Here is a 20,718-nt window from a genome sequence, read left to right on the forward strand (position 1 = left end):
GGCACAGTAATGGTTTCCTTCAAGTCTACGCGTAAGCGCAGGCACCCTGTACCCGCCGCGGCGGCATGACCGCCCTCCCCGGCCGGCCTGCGGCGGCTCAGGTCCGGATTTGTCCGTCGCCCTGGACAATCCATTTGGTGGTGGTCAGTTCCCGCAGCCCCATCGGCCCGCGGGCGTGCATCTTCTGGGTGGAGATGCCCACCTCCGCGCCAAGGCCGAATTCACCGCCGTCGGTAAACCGGGTGGACGCATTCACAATCACCGCAGCTGAATCAATCTCCGCGATAAAGCGTTCGGCATTGGCCAAATCATTGGTGATGATGGCTTCGGTATGGCCGGTGGTCCAGCGGCGGATGTGGGCAAGGGCTTCGTCCAGGTCATCAACCATGGCCACAGCGAGGTCCAGATCCATGTATTCACGCCCCCAGTCATCGTCGCCGGCCTCGCTGGCTGTTACTCCTGCGGGAAGGACGGCACGGATCCGCTCGTCGGCGTGCAGGCGGACGCCGGCCGCCGCCAGCGCGGACAGGACGTCGCCGGCAGCGGCGGCATCGCGGTGGACCAAAAGGGTTTCAACGGTATTGCATACGCTGGGGCGCTGGGTCTTGGCGTTGAGCAGGATGTCCACGGCCATTTCCGCCGGCGCACTCTCGTCCAGGTAAATGTGGACGTTGCCTTCACCCGTTTCAATCACCGGAACGGAGGCGTTGGCCACCACTGTCTGGATCAGGTCGCGGCCGCCGCGGGGAATCAGGACGTCAACCTTTCCGCGGGCCCGCATCAGCACGTTGGCGCCGGCACGGCCGTACGCGTCCACGCTCTGCACGGCATCTGCCGGCAGGCCGACGGCGTCCAGCGAGTCCCGGATGATGTCCACGAGCACCGCGTTGGTGTTCTCTGCTGCACTTCCGCCGCGGAGGAGGACGGCGTTGCCGCTCTTCAGCGCCAGGCCGGCAATATCAACGGTGACATTGGGGCGGGCTTCATAAATAGCCGCCACCACGCCCAGCGGCACGTGCACCTGCCGCAGCCGCAGTCCGTTGGGCAGCGTCTGTCCGCGGGCAACGGAACCCACGGGATCGGGCAGTCCGGCCAGCATCTCCAGCGCCGCGGCCAGCGCGTCAAGGCGGTCCGGGGTCAGTGTCAGGCGATCCAGAAGCGCTGCAGACGTTCCCTTTTCCCGGCCGGCCGCAAGGTCCCGGCCGTTGGCTGCGAGCACGAGGTCCCGCTGAGCAACGATGTTGCGGCCTATCTCCAGCAGACCCAGATCCTTGACGGCGCGGTTTGCCCGGGCCAGGCGGCGGGCGGCAGTCCGGGCACGGTCTGCCAGGGCGTGGACGCCCGACTCGACCTGCTCGGCGGCGCCGGTTACAGGTGCCTCAGCCGCGGCTTCAGCAGTCTCGGCTTCAACAGTCCCAGTTTCAACAGTCTCAGTGCGTGCATTCACGGCGCTCATGCTCCCAGTGTATTGGCGGTTGCGGCGGGTGCAACGGCGGACGACGGCGCCTCCGGGACTTCCGGGGCCGGCGCACCGGACCCGTGGTCCTGCAGGAGAACCAGGTCATTCACGTGCACCACCGCACGTTCATAGCTGCGGCCCAGATCCTTGGACAGTTCGCGGGTGGACCGGCCGAGCATCTGCGGCAGTTCATCGGACCCGTAGTTGGTCAGGCCGTGGGCAATGACGCTGCCTGCCTGATCCGAAATGGCTACTGGATCCCCGGGCTCAAAGTGCCCTTCCACGGACGTGATTCCCGCCGCCAGCAGCGACCGGCGGCGGTCCCCCACGGCTTTGGCGGCGCCGTCGTCCACCACCAGCGTGCCCTGGATCCGGGCCACATGGGCCAGCCACAGCAGCCGCACCGGCTGTCGGCGGCCGCGGCCGGTGAACCAGGTTCCCACGTCCTCGCCGGCCAGGGCGGCAGCGGCATTGGAGGTTGACGTGACCAGGGCAGGAATGCCGGACTGGGCGGCGATGGTGGCCGCTTCCACCTTGGTGGCCATGCCGCCGGTCCCCACCCCGGCGCCGCCCACCTTGCCGATCCGCACGGCTTCGAGATCCTGCATCCCGGTGACTTCGGGAATCCGCACCGCACCCTCGGAGGGCGGGCCGTCATAGAGTGCATCCACGTCGGAGAGCAGGATCAGCGCATCGGCTTTGACCAGGTGGGCCACAAGGGCGGCCAGGCGGTCATTGTCGCCGAAACGGATCTCGTGGCTGGCCACGGTGTCATTTTCATTCACGATGGGCACGACGCCGAAGTTCAGCAGCCGTTCCATGGCCCGGTTGGCGTTGACGTGGGTGGTGCGCCGCATCAGGTCTTCAACAGTGAGCAGGACCTGGCTGACGGTGACCCCGTGTTTTCCGAAGGCTTCGGTGTACCGGGCCATGAGCAGTCCCTGCCCCACGGAGGCAGCGGCCTGCTGGGAGGAAAGCTGGGTGGGACGCTTGGTCAGTCCCAGCGGTGCCAGGCCGGCGGAAATAGCACCGGATGACACCAGGATAATTTCCGTCCCCCCGGCACGGCGCGCCGCCAGGACATCCGCGAGGCGGGTCAGCGCTTCATCGGAGATGCCGCCGGCAACGGAGGTGAGGGAGGACGAGCCCACTTTCACGACTATGCGCCGGGCGCGGGCAAGCCCGCTGCGGGATCGAAGCGTACGCCGGGGCGCGGAAGCAGTGAGGGGGGAGGCTGTGTTGTCAGTCATGTCCCCACCACTTTATGCGTACTCCGCGCCCCTGCGGGCTGTGTTAAGCCGCTATTCGCCGTCTTTCGGCGCTGCCGGCGGATTGTGCTTATAGTTCACCGATTCGGTCCAGATTCCGGCCTTGCGCTCAGCTTCCAGCTCTGCACGCGCTGCCGCCCGGGCATCACGGCGCTGCTGGTGGTCTTCGCGCTTCTCTTCACGGGTGGGCCGGGAGAACTCTTCGATGCGGATGTCCGAGCCGCGCGGGGACGCTGCAAGCAGTTCCGCGCCGCCGATCATGGTCGGCTCCCAGTCGAAGACGACGCCGTCGCCCTCGCCGATCACCACGGCGTCGCCGGGCTTGGCGCCGGCCTTGAAGAGCTTGTCTTCCACACCGAGCTTGGCCAGGCGGTCGGCCAGGTAGCCCACGGCTTCGTCGTTGGTGAAGTCCGTCTGCTGCACCCAGCGCACCGGCTTGTCGCCGAGGACGCGGAACAGCGGTTCCAGGTTGCGCTCTTCCTTGCGGATAGTGAAGCCGCCCTTGGCGTCAGCGTTGCGTACGCGCAGGGTGGGGGTCTTGACCCGCGGCGGGGCAGTCTTCACGGCGGTGCGGGCGTCGCGGACGATTTCCGCCATGGCGTAGCCCAGGGCCTTCAGGCCCTCGTGGCTGGAGGCGGAGACTTCGAAGACGCGGTAGCCGCGCTTCTCCAGTTCCGGGCGCACGAACTCAGCCATGTCGCGGCCGTCGGGGACGTCCACCTTGTTCAGGGCCACCAGGCGCGGACGCTGGTTCAGCGGCACCACGTCTCCGTCGGTGCCGGCGAAGCTCATGTCCACCGTGTACTTGTCCAGCTCCTTTTCGATGATGTCCAGGTCACCGAGCGGATCGCGGTCGGTTTCCAGGGCAGCGCAGTCCAGCACATGGACCAGCGCGGCGCAGCGCTCTACGTGGCGCAGGAAGTTGTGGCCCAGGCCCTTGCCCTCGGAGGCACCTTCGATGAGTCCGGGAACATCGGCAACGGTGAAGCGGACGTCGCCGGCTTCCACCACGCCCAGGTTCGGGATCAGGGTGGTGAACGGGTAGTCGGCAATCTTGGGCCGGGCAGCGGACATCGCGGCGATCAGCGAGGACTTGCCGGCGGACGGGAAGCCGACCAGGGCAATGTCGGCAATGGACTTGAGCTCCAGGACGATGTCCCGCTCGTCGCCGGGAATACCCAGGAGGGCAAAGCCGGGAGCCTTGCGCTTCTGCGAGGAGAGCGAGGAGTTGCCGAGGCCGCCCTGGCCGCCGGCGGCGGCAATGTATTCAGTGCCTTCACCAACGAGGTCGGCGAGGACTTCGCCGTCCTTGTTCTTGACGACGGTGCCGTCCGGCACCGGCAGGATCAGCGTTTCGCCGGTCTTGCCGTTGCGCCAGTCGCCCATGCCGTTGCCGCCGTTGGTGGCGTGGCGGTGCGGGACGTGGTGGTAGTCGAGCAGCGTGGTGGCGCTGGAGTCAACGCGCAGGATGACGTCGCCGCCGTCGCCGCCGTTTCCGCCGTCGGGCCCACCCAGGGGCTTGAACTTTTCACGCTTGACGGACACGCAACCATGGCCGCCTGTACCGCCCGAAACATGCAGCACTACGCGGTCTACAAAGCTGGCCATGGTTCTCCTTCAAAGGAACTACTTGATCATGCCAATTCTACTTGGCTTAAAAGACAACGGGGCGGGCCATCAAGGCCCGCCCCGTCGGAAAAGCTAATTTGCCGGTAATTACTCGGCGGCTGCAGCAGCCACGATGTTCACGACGCGGCGGCCACGACGGCTGCCGAATTCAACTGCGCCTGCTTCGAGGGCGAACAGTGTGTCGTCGCCTCCGCGGCCAACGCCCTCGCCCGGGTGGAAGTGGGTGCCGCGCTGGCGAACGATGATTTCGCCTGCCTTGACAACCTGGCCGCCGAAACGCTTTACGCCGAGGTACTGGGCGTTGGAGTCGCGACCGTTGCGAGTGGAACTCGCACCTTTCTTATGTGCCATTTTCTACTGCCTGCCTTTGCTTTACTGATTATGAAACTCAGGGGCGGGATGCTTCCCGCGTTCCCGGCCCCTAATGGAGCCGGCACGAGAATCAGGAGTTGATGGACGTAACCTTGACCTTGGTCAGCGAGGAGCGGTAGCCCTGACGCTTCTTGTAGCCGGTCTTGTTCTTGAATTTCTGGATGACAATCTTCGGACCCCGAAAATTCTCAACGATCTCTGCCGTCACGGTGACCTTGGCCAGGTCCTGTGCGGAAGAGGTGACCTGGTCGCCATCAACCAAAAGCAGGGCGGGCAGCTCAAATGTGCTGCCGGCTCCACCGGGGACGCGGTCCAGGGTTACGAGGTCTCCGACGGAAACCTTTTCTTGGCGGCCGCCAGCGCGGACAATCGCGTACACCACTTGGGAACTCACTTCTCTCGACGTTAATACTTGGATGCGCATTTGGCTGGGCTAGATATTCGCCCGCCTTGCGCCATGCAGTCACGCCCTGTACCGAAAACGGATTCGAAGGCGTTCGCACCGAAGTTCAAGGTTACGCTACGCAACCGATAACCCGCAAATGCTGGGGGCTTCCAGGCGCGCCGCCTTTTCGGACGTCACTGCTCTTGTACTACTTTATAGCATTTTCCGCTCCATCGCCGCCGGAGGAAAGAAGAAGGACAGCGAAGGAGGACAAGCCACAGGACAGAGAAGGAGGCGGCCACCCCTGCAAAGGGATGGCCGCCTCCGTCTGTTCGGGCCGGCAGGGCTCCGAAACGCTGTTTACAGCTCCGACGCCGGGACGCCGACGCCCAGGATTACCGGAGCGGCACCGGCGGACTCGCGGCGCTTCTCCTGCTTCTGGGCTGCTGCAGGAGCGGCAGCAGCATGGCGCACGGCCACGGGAAGCGCAGGTGAGGACTCAGCAGGGCCGGTGTGGATGGCATCTGCACCGGCCGCCCCCTGAGGGCTGCCCGCAGCACGACGACGGCGGGGCGCCCGCGTGGGCGCGGCAGCGGGAGCTGCCGAAGCCGCAGGTGCGGCTGCCCGTTCGGGAGCCGGGGACGCCACAGGGGCTGCCGCTGCAGGCTGGACCGCAGCAGGAACTTCCCTGACCCCGGTCGGGGCCTCCGCAGCCGCAGGAGCCTGGACGTTCCGTGCGGCAGCACTGCTCCGGCGGGAGCGGCGAGGCGCCCGGGCTGCAGGCTGCCCGTTCCCGGCCTCAGCCTGCTTTACCTCGGGCTTGTTCTGCTCAGCCGGCTGCTCCTGGGCCTTCTGCTGCTCCGGCGCCGCAGCGGCAGCCACATCATTGAAGGCCTCGGCGAGGTTCTCCAGCGTGAAGCGGGATTCCTCCCGGACCGGCTCACGCCGGTCACGGCGCGGAACCACCACGGTTTCGCCCTGAATCTTCAGGACGGCTCCCGCATCAGGATCCAGCGGCTCAACCGGAGCTTCGGCGGCCGAAGCCGCTGCAGCCTGTTCGGGTTTGTTGCGCCCCGCTGCCCTCTCCCCCGCCTCAACGGTGTCGTGGGCGGCGGCGGTGGCAGCAGCAATGGTTGCCAGCGCGGCGCGCGCGGCTTCGGCCTTCGCCAACCGCTCGGCGTCGTCCTGTGCCGGCTCCTCCGTCTTGGCCGGTGCATCGACGGCCGCGGCAGGGGTCTGCTGCGGAGCGCCGGAGCCGCGGCTGCGGTTGCGCTTGCGGTCACCGCGGGACTGCTTTTCCTGCTTCAGGTGCTGCTGGTGGTTGTCCTCGGACACGGCGTGCGCCACCACACTGTTTGCGGGGTTGCCGTTGTAGCTGGTGCTGCGGCGGTGCTCCACGGGGATCTCATGGGTGATGACACCGCGGCCGGCACATGCCTCGCACTCTTCCCCGAACACTTCCAGCAGTCCGGTGCCCATGCGCTTGCGCGTCATCTGGACCAGGCCCAGCGACGTCACCTCGGCCACCTGGTGCTTGGTCCGGTCACGGCCCAGGCACTCAACGAGGCGGCGGAGCACCAGGTCGCGGTTGGCTTCGAGCACCATGTCGATGAAGTCGATGACGATGATGCCGCCGATATCCCGCAGGCGCAGCTGGCGGACAACCTCCTCGGCCGCTTCCAGGTTGTTCTTGGTGACGGTTTCTTCCAAGTTGCCGCCGCTGCCGGTGAACTTACCGGTGTTAACGTCCACCACGGTCATGGCTTCGGTGCGGTCAATGACCAGCGAACCGCCGGAGGGCAGGAATACCTTGCGGTCCAGTGCCTTGGCGATCTGCTCGTCGATCCGGCTGGCAGCGAAGATGTCTTCGTCCTTGGTCCACTTCTCGAGACGTCCCACCAGATCAGGCGCCACATAAGTGACGTAGGCCTCGATGGTGTCCCAGGCTTCCTCGCCCGAAACGATCAGCTTGGAGAAGTCCTCATTGAAGACGTCCCGGACCACCTTGATGGTCAGGTCCGGCTCGCCGTACAGCAGTTCCGGCGCCAGCGTCTTGGTGGACTTGGCCTTGGCCTCAATGGTTTCCCACTGTGCCCGCAGGCGGTTGATGTCATTCATCAACTCTTCTTCGCTGGCTCCCTCTGCCGCGGTGCGCACAATGACGCCCGCGTCCTGGGGCAGGTGGTCCTTGAGGATCTTCTTCAGCCGGTTGCGCTCCACGTCGGGCAGCTTGCGGGAGATGCCGGTCATGGAACCGCCCGGCACGTAGACGAGGTAGCGGCCCGGCAGGGAGATCTGGCTGGTCAGGCGGGCACCCTTGTGGCCCACCGGGTCCTTGGTGACCTGCACCAGGACGGAATCGCCGGACTTCAGCGCCAGTTCAATGCGGCGCGGCTGGCCGTCCAGGCCCGCTGCGTCCCAGTTGACTTCACCGGCGTACAGCACGGCGTTGCGGCCGCGTCCGATGTCCACGAAGGCGGCTTCCATGCTAGGCAGCACGTTCTGGACCTTGCCGACGTACACGTTGCCGATCAGCGAGTCCTGCTGGGTGTTGGACACGAAGTGCTCGGCGAGGACGCCGTCTTCGAGCACACCAATCTGGATCCGTTCGTCGCGCTGGCGGACGATCATCTGCCGGTCGACGGACTCGCGGCGGGCCAGGAACTCCGCCTCGGTGATCACGTGGCGGCGGCGGCCCGACTCACGGGACTCGCGGCGGCGCTGCTTCTTGGCTTCGAGCCGGGTGGAACCCTTGACGCTGGTGACGCGGTCGGACACGGGAGCGTCGGCGTGGGCACGCGGCGCACGGACGCGGGTCACCGTGTTGGGCGGATCGTCGTCGGCTCCGCCGGTCAGTTCCAGATCGGCGTCACCGCGGCGGCGGCGGCGACGGCGGCGCGAGGTCACACCCTCGTGGCCTTCCTCACCGGCGGGCTTTTCCGGTGCGGCTGCCGCTTCCTCCGGGGCATCCTTGGAGGAACCTTCGGCCTCTGCAGCGTGTCCTGCGGAAGCGTGCTGGGAGTCGGTGCGGGTACGGTTGCGCCCGCGCCGGCTGCGCCGCCGGCTGCGGTTCTCTTCGGAATCCTCATCCTCATCTGCGGCCTCGCCTGCGTCATGCACCGGGGCGGGGCGGACAACGCTGAGGTCAGGGGCGTGGAACAGCGGCAGGGCCGGAACCGCAAACGGGTTCAGGCTTGAAGCGGCATCGGCGTCTTCGGCCGCGGCTTCTTCCTGCTGCTGCACTGTTCCGGCCGGGGCTGCTTCGGCAGCCGCAGTCCCAGCAGGTGCCGGAGCAGACGCCGAGGCCGCAGAGGCAACGGTGTCATCGGCGGCACCGACAGCGGCATCAACCGGGGCCGCCGGCGTCTGCTGGGCAGCCTTGGCCGGACGGCGGCGGGCACGGGTCTTGGGCGCAGCCTTGGCCTCGGGGGCGGTCTCTGCAACCACTGTTTCCTCAGCGGCGGGAGTCTCAACCGTCTCCGCGACAGGCTCTGCTGCCGTTTTCTTGACGGGCGCACGACGACGGCGGGGAGCCTTCACCGGCGCCTCGTCTGCGGGTGCCGCTTCAGCGGGGGTCTGTGCAGCCGGAGTCTCAGCAGCGGGAGTCTCAGCAGCCGGCTCGGCGGGTGCTTCCACAGGTGCTTCCGCGGCGGGGGCTGCCTCTGAGGCCGGAACCGTCTTGCGGCGGGAGGCCCGCACGCGCTTCGGCTTCTCGGCGGGAACGGTCTCCGCAGCAGCCTCGGCAGGAACTTCAGCTGGAGCTTCGGCAGCGGGCGCCTCTGCGGGGGCGGGTGCAGAAGCAGCCACCGACTTGCGGCGGCTGCGGGTGGCTCGCTTGACCGGTTCCTTAACCTCGGGAGCATCTGTCCCGGGAGAATCCTGGCCCTGCGCAGAATCCGCCGCGGGTGCGGGTTCAACGCTGTTTTCGTTTGCTGCTAGGTCATTATTCAGTGCTTCACTCATAAAAGGCTACGCTCCGGCCCCTGCGGCACTGGCCACATTCCAATGCCCAGCGGGCAATGTGTCGGCTGTACGGGGGGCATCAGTTGCCTGCCGTCAGCCGGAAGTCGTCTGGATGTCATCCGAGGTCGCGCCATCTGTAGGGCGCGGTATCACTCGAAGACCAGCGGCGCTTTTCCTGCTACCTGTCGGCACGTAAACGACGTTGCCGCTGCGGGTAGGTCTCATCGGCGGATTCCCTGGTTCCCATCCGGATTGATGGGCGAACTGCTTGGGAAGCGTCACCGACAGAACCGGAAGCCTGTCGCTGGACCGGTGCCGGAATGTGGTTCCGCCATCAGCCACAGTCATTATCTCACACACCCGTCTTTTTGGCCTGCAACAGAGCATAGACTCGACACATATCGCCACCAGTCAAAAGGAGATCTCCGTGCCTTCCACCGCCGCCAGACAGCAAGCCGCTTCCCGGGACACCGAGCAGCGCGCGCCGGAACGGGGCTTCGCCTGGACCCTGCTGATTACCGGCGTCGTCGGCTGGGTGGCCTCGGCCGTCCTGGTCCTGGAACGCCTCCGTGTCTACGCGGACGCCAACTACATCACCAGCTGCGACATCAGTCCCTGGGTTTCCTGCGGCACCGTCTTCAAGACCTGGCAGGCAGCGATCTTCGGTTTCCCCAATCCGCTGATCGGCATTGTGGCCTTTGCCGTTGTCATCACAACCGCCATGGGGATGCTGGCCGGCGCCCGGTACGCCCGCTGGTACTGGCTGGGCATGCAGGCAGGCGTCACGCTGGGCATGGTGTTCGTAGTGTGGCTGTGGAGCCAGGCACTGTTCGACATCTACGTACTCTGCATTTACTGCATTGTTGTCTGGACCGCGATGATCCCGCTCTTCGTCTTCACCACCGTGCGCAACCTTGCGCAGGGTGTTATCCCCGCCTCTCCCGGGCTGGTGAAGTTCCTCTCGGAGTGGACCTGGGTGATTGTGGCGCTGCTGTGGGTAGCAACCGCGGCAAGCATTTTCTTCCGCTTTATCAACTCCTTCCTCGGCTAGCAGGACGCGTTCACGCCGCCTGAACCGCGGCGGTTGAAACCCGCCTCCTGCCGCCCACCTTCTGAACTCCGCCTCCTGGACCCCGCCTTCTGGACTCCGCCTTCTGGTCCCCGCCTTCTGAACTCCGCCGAGTGTCGCGCAAATGCGGAAACAGCCGCCCCAGTGCGGCATCTGCGCGACACTGGATGGGCGGTTAGGGCTTTTACGCGACACTCGATCCGGAATGAGATGCCCGACGACGGCTGGTCAGCCGCGCGGCAGGGCCCACGCCAGGAGGACGGGAACGTCCTGGCCGTTCCAGGTTGCGGTCAGGGACGGATCCGCCACCGCTTCTCCGCCGAGTTCCAAGATCCGAACCACCGAAAGGTCCCAGTTTTCGGTCCGGATGCGGGCAACTGTCAGGTTATCCGGGCCCGGCTGCGGTCCGTCAGCAAGTTCTTCGCCGTCCGGCAGGCCGCTGGCCACAACGCTGATGGTCTCCGGGATGTCCTCCCGAACGCCGTCGTTCAGGAAATACTGCGCGGCCTGCCCCTGGCCCGAGAGGATCGAAACGGCCAGCGCCTCTGCATACACGGGGTCCGCGCATCCGTCGTACACCCAGCGCCGTCCCAGCACTGAATGCTCCATCGTGCTGATGAGGTACTGTTCTGCGCCCTCCAACGGTGCCCCGCGGTAGGTCAGTGGAACCTGGACCACGTTGGCTCCGACGGCAACAAGATGGGTTTCGATGCCCACATCTCCGTCCGGATCATCGAATCGAAAGGAACCCACGCGCTCCAGGGGCAGCTCGCCCGTGCGGGGAAACCAGGAGGTTGTGGGCAACCAGGACGCGAGAATTTCCATTTTGTCCGGGTGCAGGTCTGCGTGATAAATGAGTGCCATGCGCCCAGCCTAGGGGCTCTGCGTCCGATCGTCAGGAATTTCTCCCGCCGCCGGCCGGTTGTCGCCTTCAAAGCCCCCGGCAGGTTTACCCTGCCGCGTCCGGCTGAACGCACCATTTGATCAGGAGAACCATGCTTAGAACTGTCCCGACGGAAAACGCCTCATCCAACTCTGCGCGCACCGCGCTGGTGGCAGGGGCCACCGGAATCGCCGGTGCCGCAATTGTGGATCTCCTCTCCGCGCAGGGATGGACCGTCCTGGCCCTGTCCCGCAAAGGCGGCGCCCCCGACCCGGCGCGCCCCGGCGTCGTGCCCGTTGCCGCGGACCTGACCAACCCGGAAAGCCTCACCGCCGTGCTGGAAGACAAGCATCCGACGCACGTCTTCTTCACCTCCTGGTCCCGGCAGGAAACGGAAGTGGAGAACATTGCCGTCAACTCCGCAATGGTCCGGAATCTGCTCACCGCCCTGGAGCATGCGCCGCTGGAACACGTCGCCCTGATGACCGGGCTCAAGCACTACATGGGACCATTCGAGGCATACGGCGAAGGCCCCATGCCGGACACTCCGTTCTCTGAAGAAGAGCCGCGCCTGCCGGTGGACAACTTCTACTACGCGCAGGAGGACGAGCTCATGGCCGCCGCCGAACGGCAGGGTTTCGCCTGGTCCGTTCACCGCGCGCACACGGTGATCGGCTTCGCCGTCGGCAACGCGATGAACATGGGCCAGACGCTGGCCGCGCAGGCAACACTGTGCCGCGAGCTGGGCCTGCCCTTTGTCTTCCCCGGCTCGGAAACCCAGTGGAACTCCGTCACCGATATGACTGACGCCGGTCTGCTCGCCGAGCACATGCTCTGGGCTGCCACCGATCCGAACACCGCCAACGAGGCCTTCAACGTGGTCAACGGCGACGTGTTCCGGTGGCGTTCCCTGTGGCCGCGCCTGGCGGAATACTTCGGCGTGGAACCGGCCGGCTTCGATACCAAGCCGCGCCCGCTCGAGGAGCAGATGGCGGGCATGGACGAGGCGTGGGAGAAGCTGGCGGCCCGCTACAACCTGGCGGAACCGAATCTTTCCCGCCTGGCCACCTGGTGGCACACCGACGCTGATCTTGGCCGGAACATCGAGGTCCTCACGGACATGAGCAAGAGCCGCGTGGCCGGGTTCACCGGCTACCGCCGGACCGAAGATGCCTTCAAGGAGCTCTTTGACCGGCTGCGGGCCGAGCGCCTGATTCCGTAAGCCAGGCAAACACGCAGAAGGGGCCGGCACCACTACTGGTGCCGGCCCCTTCTGCGTCTTTACAGCAAGGTCATGTACTGCGGGTTCTACTTGAACCAGATGCCGATTTCACGGGCAGCAGATTCGGGTGAATCCGAGCCGTGCACCAGGTTCTGCTGGACAGCAGTTCCCCAGTCGCGGCCGAAGTCGCCGCGGATGGTGCCCGGAGCCGCCGTGGTGGGGTCCGTGGTTCCGGCCAGGGAGCGGAAGCCTTCGATGACGCGTTCGCCTTCAAAGATCGCCGCCACAATGGGACCGCTCAGCATGAACTCAACCAGCGGTTCGTAGAACGGCTTGCCCTCGTGCTCCGCGTAGTGCTCTTCGAGCACCTCGCGGGTTGCATTGACCTTCTTCAGTTCCGCCAGGGTGTATCCCTTGGCTTCGACCCGGGCCAGGATTGCGCCGGAGAGCTTGCGCTCCACGCCGTCGGGCTTGATCAGTACGAGTGTGCGCTCAGTGCTCACGGTGTATCTCCTTGCGAAGTTGCGGTTTTCGAGTCTAAGCCTAGTCCGTGGCTGCGTCGCCGGCAGTGCCTGCTTCCCTTGTTGCCTCGGGATGGGCTTTTTCCCATTCCGCCTGCTCACGGTCCCGCTCCCGGTTCTCCCGGTCCAGGCGCATGCCGGTCTTCAGCCCGTACCACCAGGTGGCGGCAAAGACTGCACCAATCAGGAACATCATCGGTTCCAGGAAACCGGTGGCAATGATGACCAGCTGCAGGATCCAGCCGATCACCGGACCGGCCGGTTTGGACAGAATCGCGCAGGTACCGATCAGCACGGCGAAAAGGACCAGCCCGCCGGTGAGGATAATGGCCGGGGACAGGGCGTCGCGCTGCGTGCCGAAGACGGCCAGCGTTGCAAAGAGCACGAGGAACGCTTCCAGGACCAGAACGGTGGAAGCGAACATTGTGCGGATGGAACGCCGTTTCTTGGGCATTCCGGGACGCCACTCGCGCTGCGCCTTGGTGAGTTTTGCCATCGTGCTTACTTTCCGAGAAGGGTGCGCGCTTCGGCCACCAGGGTGATGGAGCCGATGATCAGCACGCCTCCGGCGAGGTCATTGTTTTCCTCGGCCTTGGCCACCGCCCACTCAATGGCGTTGTCCAGGCCGGGTTCCACTTGCAGGTCTTCGTCGGCAAAACCTGCGTCGACGGCGTCCTGGACCAGGTCTTCAGCCGAAAGGGCGCGCGGCGAGCTGGACTGCGTGAGGCAGACGCCGGCGATTTGGTCGCCCAGGGTCTCCCTCAGTTCCGTAAGGATTCCCACGGAATCCTTTTCGGCAAGGATGCCGACCACAAGCACCAGGGAGGTGAAGCTGAAGGCTTCCAGCACCGCTTCGGCTGATGCCTTGGCACCGGCGGGGTTGTGCGCAGCGTCCACCACGATGGTGGGCGCAGTGCGCACCACTTCCAGCCGGCCGGGTGAGGAGACGGTGGAGAATCCGGTGCGCAGCAGTTCAACGTCCAGTTCCTTCGTGCCTCCGCCGATGAACGCCTCCAGCGCTGCCACGGCGACGGCGGCATTCTCCGCCTGGTGCTTGCCGTGCAGCGGCAGGAGCAGGTCCTCGTAGCGGCCGGCAAGTCCGGCGATGGTGAGCATCTGTCCGCCGACCGCCATCACACGGGATTCGACGCCGAACTCGACGCCCTCGAAGCGGTACGGAATGCCCACTTCACGGGCCTTTTCCAGCAGGACCTGTGCAGCTTCCATCGGCTGGGCGGCGCTGATCAGGAAGCCGCCCTCCTTGATGATGCCGGCCTTTTCCATCGCAATGTCAGCGACGTCGTCACCAAGCAGTTCCGTGTGGTCCAGGGAAATCGGCGTCACAACCGCAACGGCGCCGTCGCCCACGTTGGTGGCGTCGGTGATGCCGCCCAGGCCCACCTCGATGACCGCAACGTCCACGGGTTCGTCGGCAAACACCGCAAACGCGAGGATCGTGACGGCCTCAAAGTAGGTCAGGCGCGGTTCCCCGGCCGCCGTCAGTTCGCCGTCGACGATGTCCAGGTACGGGTGGATCTCGTCCCAGATCCGCACGAACGTTTCATCGGAGACGGGCTCGCCGTCGATGCTGATCCGTTCGGTGACCTTGCTCAGGTGCGGGCTGGTGTACCGGCCGGTGCGCAGCCCGTAGGCCCGCAGTCCGGCCTCGATCATCCGTGCCGTGGAGGTCTTGCCGTTGGTTCCGGTGATGTGGATGATCGGGAACGCCTTGTTCGGCTCCCCCAGCACCTCCATCGCACGGAATAGCGGCGCCATGCGCGGCTCCATCTTGTTCTCTGGGGCGCGGCTCAGCAGCTCGGCGTAGACGCTTTCGACGGAGAAACCGTCGATGGCCCCGGAGGGTCCGTCAGACATGCTCATTAGATCTTCTCCACAGTGACGGTGAATTCTTCAGCGTCGTCGGCAAGATCGACGGCGGTGACCACCAGTTGGTCGGTCAGGGTTTCGGACTTGATCAGCTCCGCATTGGCTTCAAGAGCCGCGGCGGAAGCCTGCGAGGTGGTGACCTCGGTCCGGATGTGATCGCTGATGTGCAGGTCCGCGTCACGGCGGGCCTGCTGGATGGCGCGGATGCCGTCGCGGGCGGTGCCCTCGGCGGCCAGCTCCGGGGTAACTTCGGTGTTCAGCACCAGGAAGCCGCCGCCGGGCAGCACGGAGACAGCCTTGGCGGATTCGCCGTCGGCGGTTTCCACCACTGTTTCCAGGGTGTATTCCTGAGGCTGCAGTTCCAGGCCGCCTGCGGTGACCGTGCCGGCGTCGTCCACCGACCAGTCCCCGGACTTGGAGGCCTTGATGGCGGTCTGGACATTCTTGCCCAGGCGCGGACCCGCGGCGCGGGCGTTGACCACCAGCTTCTGCGTGATGCCGAATTCTGCCGGATCGGCCGCAGCAGCCTCCATCAGCCGGACGGACTTCAGGTTCAGCTCATCGGCAATGATTGCCGCGAACTGGCCCTGCAGCGCCTCGGCGTTCGGAGCGACAACCGTCATTTCGGACAGCGGCAGCCGGACCCGAAGGTTCGCGGCCTTGCGCAGGGACGAGCCCACCGAGGCGATGCGCCGGGTGCGGTCCATCCGGTCCACCAGGGCGGGATCCTGCGGGAACAGCCCGGCGTCGGGCCAATCGGTCAGGTGCACGGAGCGCCCGCCGGTGAGTCCGCGCCAGATTTCCTCGGTGACCAGCGGCAGCAGCGGAGCTGCCACGCGGCACACGGTTTCCAGGCAGGTGTAAAGCACGTCGAATGCCTGGGTATCTTCATCAAAGAACCGGGTACGGCTGCGGCGGATGTACCAGTTGGTCAGCGTGTCCATGTACTGGCGCAGGGTTTCGCAGGCCTCGGAGACGTCATAGCTGTCCAGCTGCGAGGTCATGGTCCGGACCAGGTCGCCGGTGGCGGCCAGCATGTAGTTGTCCAGCGGTTCGCTGGACTCGTAGCGCGGCTTCGCCTCGTACCCGTTGCCGTTGTTCGCGGCGTTGGTGTAGAGCGTGAAGAAGTGCCAAACATTCCACAGCGGCAGGATGACCTGGCGGACGCCCTCGCGGATGCCCTGTTCGGTGACGATCAGGTTGCCGCCGCGCAGGATCGGTGAGGCCATGAGGAACCAGCGCATGGCGTCGGAGCCGTCGCGGTCCAGGACCTCGGAGACGTCCGGGTAGTTGCGCAGGGACTTGGACATCTTCTGCCCGTCCGAACCCAGCACAATGCCGTGGCTGATGACGTTGCGGAAGGCCGGGCGGTCGAACAGCGCCGTGGCGAGCACGTGCAGCGTGTAGAACCAGCCGCGGGTCTGGCCGATGTACTCCACAATGAAGTCGCCCGGGTTGTGGTGCTCAAACCAGTCGGCGTTCTCATGCGGGTAGTGCACCTGGGCGTAGGGCATGGAACCGGAGTCGAACCAGACGTCCAGTACGTCTTCGACGCGCCGCATAGTGGACTGGCCCTCTTCGGGGGTGCGCGGATCATCCGGGTTGGGGCGCGTCAGTTCGTCGATGAAGGGGCGGTGCAGGTCCGGCTGTCCCTCATGGTTCAGCGGCAGCCGGCCAAAGTCGGCCTTGATTTCTTCCAGCGAACCGTACACGTCGGTGCGCGGGTAGTTGGGGTCATCCGAGACCCACACCGGGATGGGGCTGCCCCAGTAGCGGTTGCGGCTGATGGACCAGTCGCGGGCGTTTTCCAGCCACTTGCCGAACTGGCCGTCCTTGACGTTCTCCGGGATCCAGTTGATCTGCTGGTTCAGTTCGACCATGCGGTCCTTGATCTTGGTGACCTCCACGAACCAGGAGGAAACAGCCTTGTAGATCAGCGGATTCCGGCAGCGCCAGCAGTGCGGGTAGGAGTGCTCGTAGCTGGCCTGGCGCAGCAGGCGGCCGTCGGCGCGCAGCACCTTGGTGATGGGTTTGTTGGCGTCGAACACCTGCAGGCCGGCGATGTCTGACAGCGGTCCCTCGGAGAACATGGGCAGGAACTTGCCGCCCTCGTCCACGGACAGGATCACGGGGATGCCGTTTTCTTCGCAGATCTTCTGGTCGTCTTCACCGTAGGCCGGAGCCTGGTGGACGATTCCGGTGCCGTCGGTGGTGGTGACGTAGTCGGCCGTGACAATCTGCCAGGCGTTCTTCGTGCCCCACTTTTCGGTGTCGGTGTAGTAGTTCCACAGCGGCTCATAGTTCAGCCCGGCCAGCTCGGTGCCCAGGTGCACGGAGGTGACGGCCGCGCGGGCGGCCTCGGCGTCGTCGTACCCCAGATCCTTGGCGTAGGCACCCACCAGGTCTTCGGCCAGCAGATAGCGGGCCTCCGGGTTCTCCTGCGGCGTGCCGTTGGGTCCGGCGGGCACGACGGCGTAGCGGACCTTGGGCCCGACGGCGAGGGCCATGTTGGTGGGCAGGGTCCAGGGAGTGGTGGTCCAGGCGATGGCGAGGACGCCGTCGAGCTCCGCGGAAAGCGCGTTGTCACCGGCGGTGAGGGGGAAGGTGACCGTGACGGTCTGGTCCTGGCGGTCCTTGTAGACGTCGTCGTCCATGCGCAGTTCATGGTTGGACAGCGGAGTCTCGTCCTTCCAGCAGTACGGGAGCACCCGGAAACCGCTGTAGGTCAGGCCCTTTTCATGCAGGGTCTTGAAGGCCCAGATGACCGACTCCATGTACTCGACATTGAGGGTCTTGTAGTCGTTCTCGAAGTCCACCCAGCGGGCCTGGCGGGTGACGTAGTCCTTCCACTCGCCGGCGTATTCCATCACGGAGGCGCGGCAGGCGTCGTTGAACTTGTCGATGCCCATCTTTTCGATCTGGACCTTGTCGGTCATGCCCAGCTGCTTCATCGCTTCAAGTTCGGCGGGCAGCCCGTGGGTGTCCCAGCCGAAGCGGCGTTCCACGCGGCGGCCGCGCTGGGTCTGGTAGCGGGCCACCAGGTCCTTGACGTAGCCGGTGAGCAGGTGGCCGTAGTGCGGCAGGCCGTTGGCGAAGGGCGGGCCGTCATAGAAGACAAACTCGTTGGAGCCGTCCTTGCCGGCGGACCGGGCGTCGATGGAGGCCTGGAAGGTGCCGTCCTCGTCCCAGTACTTCAGAACCAGTTCTTCGAGTTCCGGAAACCGAGGGGAAGAAGGGGCGGCGTTTTCTGCCGGAGCGGCGGCCGTAGTGGCCTTGGGATAGATAGAGGGCATATTCGTCATCCTGATAGCGGCAAGTAAATCTGGCTGTAAGAAACAGGATGCGAGGGCGGACCCCCCGTCGGCTTAATGCCGGCTCAGAATCCGCGGTACCACCTCGCTTGCCGCCGTCGTCGTCGTGCCGTGCATATTTTGATGCACTGCGCCGCCGAGTCGGGCTGCCGCTCGTTGACTGCTGTGACGGGCTTACCCGTCCGGTTCTACTGGGTGCACGATCATCCCCAGACATCTGCAAAAGGGGTGCGGCGCCGTTCTTCCGGAAGCTCACCGGTGATAGCCGGGTCAAAGCTGCTTCCGCCAGTTTAGGCCACACCCCGGGGCTTGTCGAAGTTAGGCCCCGGGCAGTTAGGCATTGTCCAGGTTAGGGCCGGCGGAGGTTACGCCTGGGCCGGCTGGCGGCGGATGACCTTGTGGTTGGCTGCCTGGGCCAGCGGACGCAGCACCACCTTGTCCAGGTTGATGTGGTGCGGAAGGTTCAGGGAGTATGCCATGACGTCAGCGACGTCCTCTGCTGTGAGGGGTTTCTCCACTCCGGCGTAGACCTTTTCCGCCGCATCTTTGTCTCCGAGCCGGTTCAGGGAGAACTCGTCCGTCTTGACCATGCCGGGGAGGATCTCGATGACGCGGACGTTGTTCTCCGCTTCTTCCAGGCGCAGGGTTTCGGCGAGCGCCTGCTCAGCGGACTTGGCGGCGCAGTATCCGCCGCCGCCTTCGTAGGAGGCCAGGGCCGCGGTGGAGGTCAGCATCAGCACCGAGCCTTGTCCGGAACTCCGCAGCGCGGGCAGGAAGGCCTGCGTGACGCGGAGGGCTCCGAGCACGTTCACGTTGTACATGGCTTCCCAGTCGCCGAGCTTTCCTGTTGCCACGGAGTCCACGCCCCAGGCTCCGCCGGCATTGTTGATCACGGCGTCCACTCCCCCGGTCGCCAGCACCTCTTCGGCCATCCGGGCCACGGACCCGCCGTCGGTCACGTCTGCGGTGATGGCCTGTGCACCGGTCTCCTCGGCAAGCGCCTGCAGCCTGTCCCCGCGGCGGGCCACCGCCACCACGTCCCAGCCTGAATTCCGCAGGGCCCGTACGGCCGCCGCTCCAATTCCTGAACTTGCTCCGGTCACTACTGCGCGCTTAGGGGTCATGGCACCACCCTAGCGACTTCCCCTCCCGGGCACGCTTCTGTGTTGCGGTGTTGCGGTGTTGCGGTGTTGCGGTGTTGCGGTGTTGCGGTGTTGCGGTGTTGCGGTGACCCGGCTGGGCGTGCGGCTACAGCTCCATGCTGAGGACCGTCCGGACCAGCGGGGACGACCCGCCACGGTCATCTGCAACGCGACGCATTCCAATTTTCTCGGCTACCCGCTCAGAGGCACGATTATCCGGATGAATGATGGCTACCAGTTCAGCGGTTTCAACATGTTCCCGTGCGTAATCCCGACAGGCCGCGGCGGTCTCGGTTGCGAACCCCCGGCCCTGCACATCGGAGCGCACGTGGTACCCGACCTCAAGCTTCTGCTCAGCATTTACCTGCTGCCAGGTCAAGCCGCAGTCCCCGACAAACTCTCCACCGTGCGTCTGGACAATCCACAGGCCGTACCCGTGCTCCGCATAGTTTTCCCGGTTCCACCGAATCCAATCCGCGGCTTCCCTCCGGGACTTAGGTGCAGGGTAAAAGCGCATCACCCCGGGGTCCCCCAGCAACGCGGCCATGTTGTCGACGTCGGCGTCAGTCATCTCACGGAAGCACAGGCGGTCAGTCGGAGGCGGAGCCGGCATGTCAGTTACCGGCCGGGGCGTCAGGCAGTGACATGGCCGTGCGCCGGACATGCTCCATACGGGCACCGAAACCTGCCGGCACCTGCGCCGGCACTGCGGAAACCGGGAACCAGCGGACGGCCTCGCTTTCATCGCTGACCGAAATCACGACGTCGGGGCTAACAACCGCTGCGTATCCCACGTCCCAATGAGCTGAGCAGGAGAAGCCCCCGTGCAGATCGTGCCGGTCAAGGTCCATGAGTACGGGGGCAGACCCGGCAGGAAGCAGGATCAGGTCACTGATTCCGGACTCCTCCCGTGCCTCCCGTTGGGCGGCTTCCGCCACTGTTGCGTCGTTCGGCTCAATGTGACCGCCGAACTGGACCCAGAACTGCCCCTTGCGGTGGAAGCACAGGAGCACATGATCGAAGTCGGGCGAAAACACGAAACACGACCCCGTGACGTGTTCCGGGCCGCCGCCGCGCCGCAGGGAGGCATCCCCTGCGGCGTTCAGGAACTGCAGATATGCGTCCCGCGGTCCTGATTCGGGAAGCGCGCTGAGGCTGAGGAGAAGATTTTCCAGAGGCATCCTGCCATTTTGCCGCACAGGCCAATAATCACCCGAATGTCACGGCTGGCCGGTCAGACCCAGACCCAACAGGTAGTCGCGGAGCACCGCGGCTTCATTCTCCGTCCCGGAACGCGCCCCGTAGAGCAGCACGGTGTCCGCCCGGGAGGCACAGGCCCGGGAAAAATCCGCAACCTCCGGATTCGCGGCAAGCTCCTCCCGGTACCGGTCCTGGAATCCGGACCAGCGCTCTTCCTGGTGACCGAACCACTTGCGCAGGTCAGTGCTTGGCGCGAGGTCCTTAACCCATTCGTCCAGGTCTGCCCGTTCCTTGGAAACACCGCGCGGCCACAGCCGGTCCACCAGAACCCGGTAGCCGCCGTCGGGCGGTTCATAAATACGGCGGATGCGGATCGAAGCCGGATTTTCCTGGATCTTTTCCATACC

Annotated in this window: 17 protein-coding genes; 2 read left to right on the forward strand and 15 right to left on the reverse strand. The window is 65.5% G+C overall.

The window, feature by feature from the left end; translation table 11 throughout:
• Positions 1–97 precede the first annotated feature (97 nt).
• The 6 genes from AC4D2Q_RS12825 to AC4D2Q_RS12850 all read right to left on the reverse strand — a co-directional run bounded on the left by AC4D2Q_RS12825 (position 98) and on the right by AC4D2Q_RS12850 (position 9,076).
• The gene (locus tag AC4D2Q_RS12825) at positions 98–1,456 is read right to left on the reverse strand and encodes a glutamate-5-semialdehyde dehydrogenase (RefSeq protein WP_490946805.1); all 1,359 of its coding nucleotides are present in this window, start codon (positions 1,454–1,456) and stop codon (positions 98–100) included.
• Positions 1,453–2,709 carry a glutamate 5-kinase gene (gene proB, locus AC4D2Q_RS12830; RefSeq protein WP_490946806.1) on the reverse strand — a complete coding sequence of 419 codons (1,257 nt, stop codon included), beginning with the start codon at positions 2,707–2,709 and terminating at the stop codon, positions 1,453–1,455. Before proB ends, AC4D2Q_RS12825 begins: the two co-directional genes overlap by 4 nt.
• A gap of 51 nt (positions 2,710–2,760) precedes the next feature.
• The gene (gene obgE / locus AC4D2Q_RS12835) at positions 2,761–4,335 is read right to left on the reverse strand and encodes a GTPase ObgE (RefSeq protein ID WP_490925840.1); all 1,575 of its coding nucleotides are present in this window, start codon (positions 4,333–4,335) and stop codon (positions 2,761–2,763) included.
• Positions 4,336–4,443: 108 nt separating this feature from the next.
• Positions 4,444–4,707, reverse strand: coding sequence for a 50S ribosomal protein L27 (gene rpmA / locus AC4D2Q_RS12840; RefSeq protein WP_104053918.1), 264 nt, complete (start codon positions 4,705–4,707; stop codon positions 4,444–4,446).
• A gap of 91 nt (positions 4,708–4,798) precedes the next feature.
• On the reverse strand, positions 4,799–5,110 hold the full coding sequence (gene rplU, locus AC4D2Q_RS12845; RefSeq protein WP_104053917.1) for a 50S ribosomal protein L21: 312 nt from the start codon (positions 5,108–5,110) through the stop codon (positions 4,799–4,801).
• Positions 5,111–5,473: 363 nt separating this feature from the next.
• On the reverse strand, positions 5,474–9,076 hold the full coding sequence (locus AC4D2Q_RS12850) for an Rne/Rng family ribonuclease (RefSeq protein WP_490946807.1): 3,603 nt from the start codon (positions 9,074–9,076) through the stop codon (positions 5,474–5,476).
• Positions 9,077–9,503: 427 nt separating this feature from the next.
• Between AC4D2Q_RS12850 and AC4D2Q_RS12855 the strand changes: the two genes are divergently transcribed.
• A complete protein-coding gene (locus AC4D2Q_RS12855; RefSeq protein ID WP_490946808.1) occupies positions 9,504–10,127 on the forward strand; it encodes a vitamin K epoxide reductase family protein in 624 nt (207 codons plus the stop codon).
• A gap of 246 nt (positions 10,128–10,373) precedes the next feature.
• Here AC4D2Q_RS12855 and AC4D2Q_RS12860 read toward each other — a convergent pair whose 3' ends face one another.
• Complete coding sequence (locus AC4D2Q_RS12860; protein WP_490946809.1) at positions 10,374–11,009, reverse strand: CG0192-related protein; 636 nt, start codon at positions 11,007–11,009, stop codon at positions 10,374–10,376.
• A gap of 131 nt (positions 11,010–11,140) precedes the next feature.
• On the opposite strand from AC4D2Q_RS12860, the gene AC4D2Q_RS12865 reads away from it, so the two are divergent.
• Positions 11,141–12,250 (forward strand): SDR family oxidoreductase, encoded by a 1,110-nt coding sequence (locus AC4D2Q_RS12865; protein ID WP_490925844.1) that lies wholly within the window; start codon positions 11,141–11,143, stop codon positions 12,248–12,250.
• Positions 12,251–12,336: 86 nt separating this feature from the next.
• Here AC4D2Q_RS12865 and ndk read toward each other — a convergent pair whose 3' ends face one another.
• The 8 genes from ndk to AC4D2Q_RS12905 all read right to left on the reverse strand — a co-directional run bounded on the left by ndk (position 12,337) and on the right by AC4D2Q_RS12905 (position 20,715).
• Complete coding sequence (ndk, locus tag AC4D2Q_RS12870) at positions 12,337–12,753, reverse strand: nucleoside-diphosphate kinase (protein WP_490925845.1); 417 nt, start codon at positions 12,751–12,753, stop codon at positions 12,337–12,339.
• A gap of 40 nt (positions 12,754–12,793) precedes the next feature.
• On the reverse strand, positions 12,794–13,267 hold the full coding sequence (locus AC4D2Q_RS12875; RefSeq protein WP_490925846.1) for a DUF4233 domain-containing protein: 474 nt from the start codon (positions 13,265–13,267) through the stop codon (positions 12,794–12,796).
• A gap of 5 nt (positions 13,268–13,272) precedes the next feature.
• The gene (locus tag AC4D2Q_RS12880; protein ID WP_490925847.1) at positions 13,273–14,652 is read right to left on the reverse strand and encodes a bifunctional folylpolyglutamate synthase/dihydrofolate synthase; all 1,380 of its coding nucleotides are present in this window, start codon (positions 14,650–14,652) and stop codon (positions 13,273–13,275) included.
• Positions 14,652–17,951, reverse strand: a complete 3,300-nt coding sequence (gene ileS / locus AC4D2Q_RS12885) for an isoleucine--tRNA ligase (protein ID WP_490946810.1) — start codon at positions 17,949–17,951, stop codon at positions 14,652–14,654. The genes AC4D2Q_RS12880 and ileS overlap by 1 nt, the downstream gene beginning before the upstream one ends.
• A 383-nt stretch (positions 17,952–18,334) precedes the next feature.
• Positions 18,335–19,093: an SDR family oxidoreductase gene (locus AC4D2Q_RS12890; protein WP_490946811.1), complete on the reverse strand. Its 759-nt coding sequence runs from the start codon at positions 19,091–19,093 to the stop codon at positions 18,335–18,337.
• 124 nt (positions 19,094–19,217) lie between these two features.
• Positions 19,218–19,724 carry a GNAT family N-acetyltransferase gene (locus AC4D2Q_RS12895; RefSeq protein ID WP_490946812.1) on the reverse strand — a complete coding sequence of 169 codons (507 nt, stop codon included), beginning with the start codon at positions 19,722–19,724 and terminating at the stop codon, positions 19,218–19,220.
• A gap of 1 nt (position 19,725) precedes the next feature.
• The gene (locus AC4D2Q_RS12900) at positions 19,726–20,292 is read right to left on the reverse strand and encodes an NUDIX hydrolase (protein ID WP_490946813.1); all 567 of its coding nucleotides are present in this window, start codon (positions 20,290–20,292) and stop codon (positions 19,726–19,728) included.
• 39 nt (positions 20,293–20,331) lie between these two features.
• Positions 20,332–20,715, reverse strand: coding sequence for a DUF488 domain-containing protein (locus tag AC4D2Q_RS12905; RefSeq protein ID WP_490946814.1), 384 nt, complete (start codon positions 20,713–20,715; stop codon positions 20,332–20,334).
• Positions 20,716–20,718: the final 3 nt, after the last annotated feature.

The sequence above is a fragment of the Arthrobacter sp. TJ-178 genome (assembly GCF_058269275.1).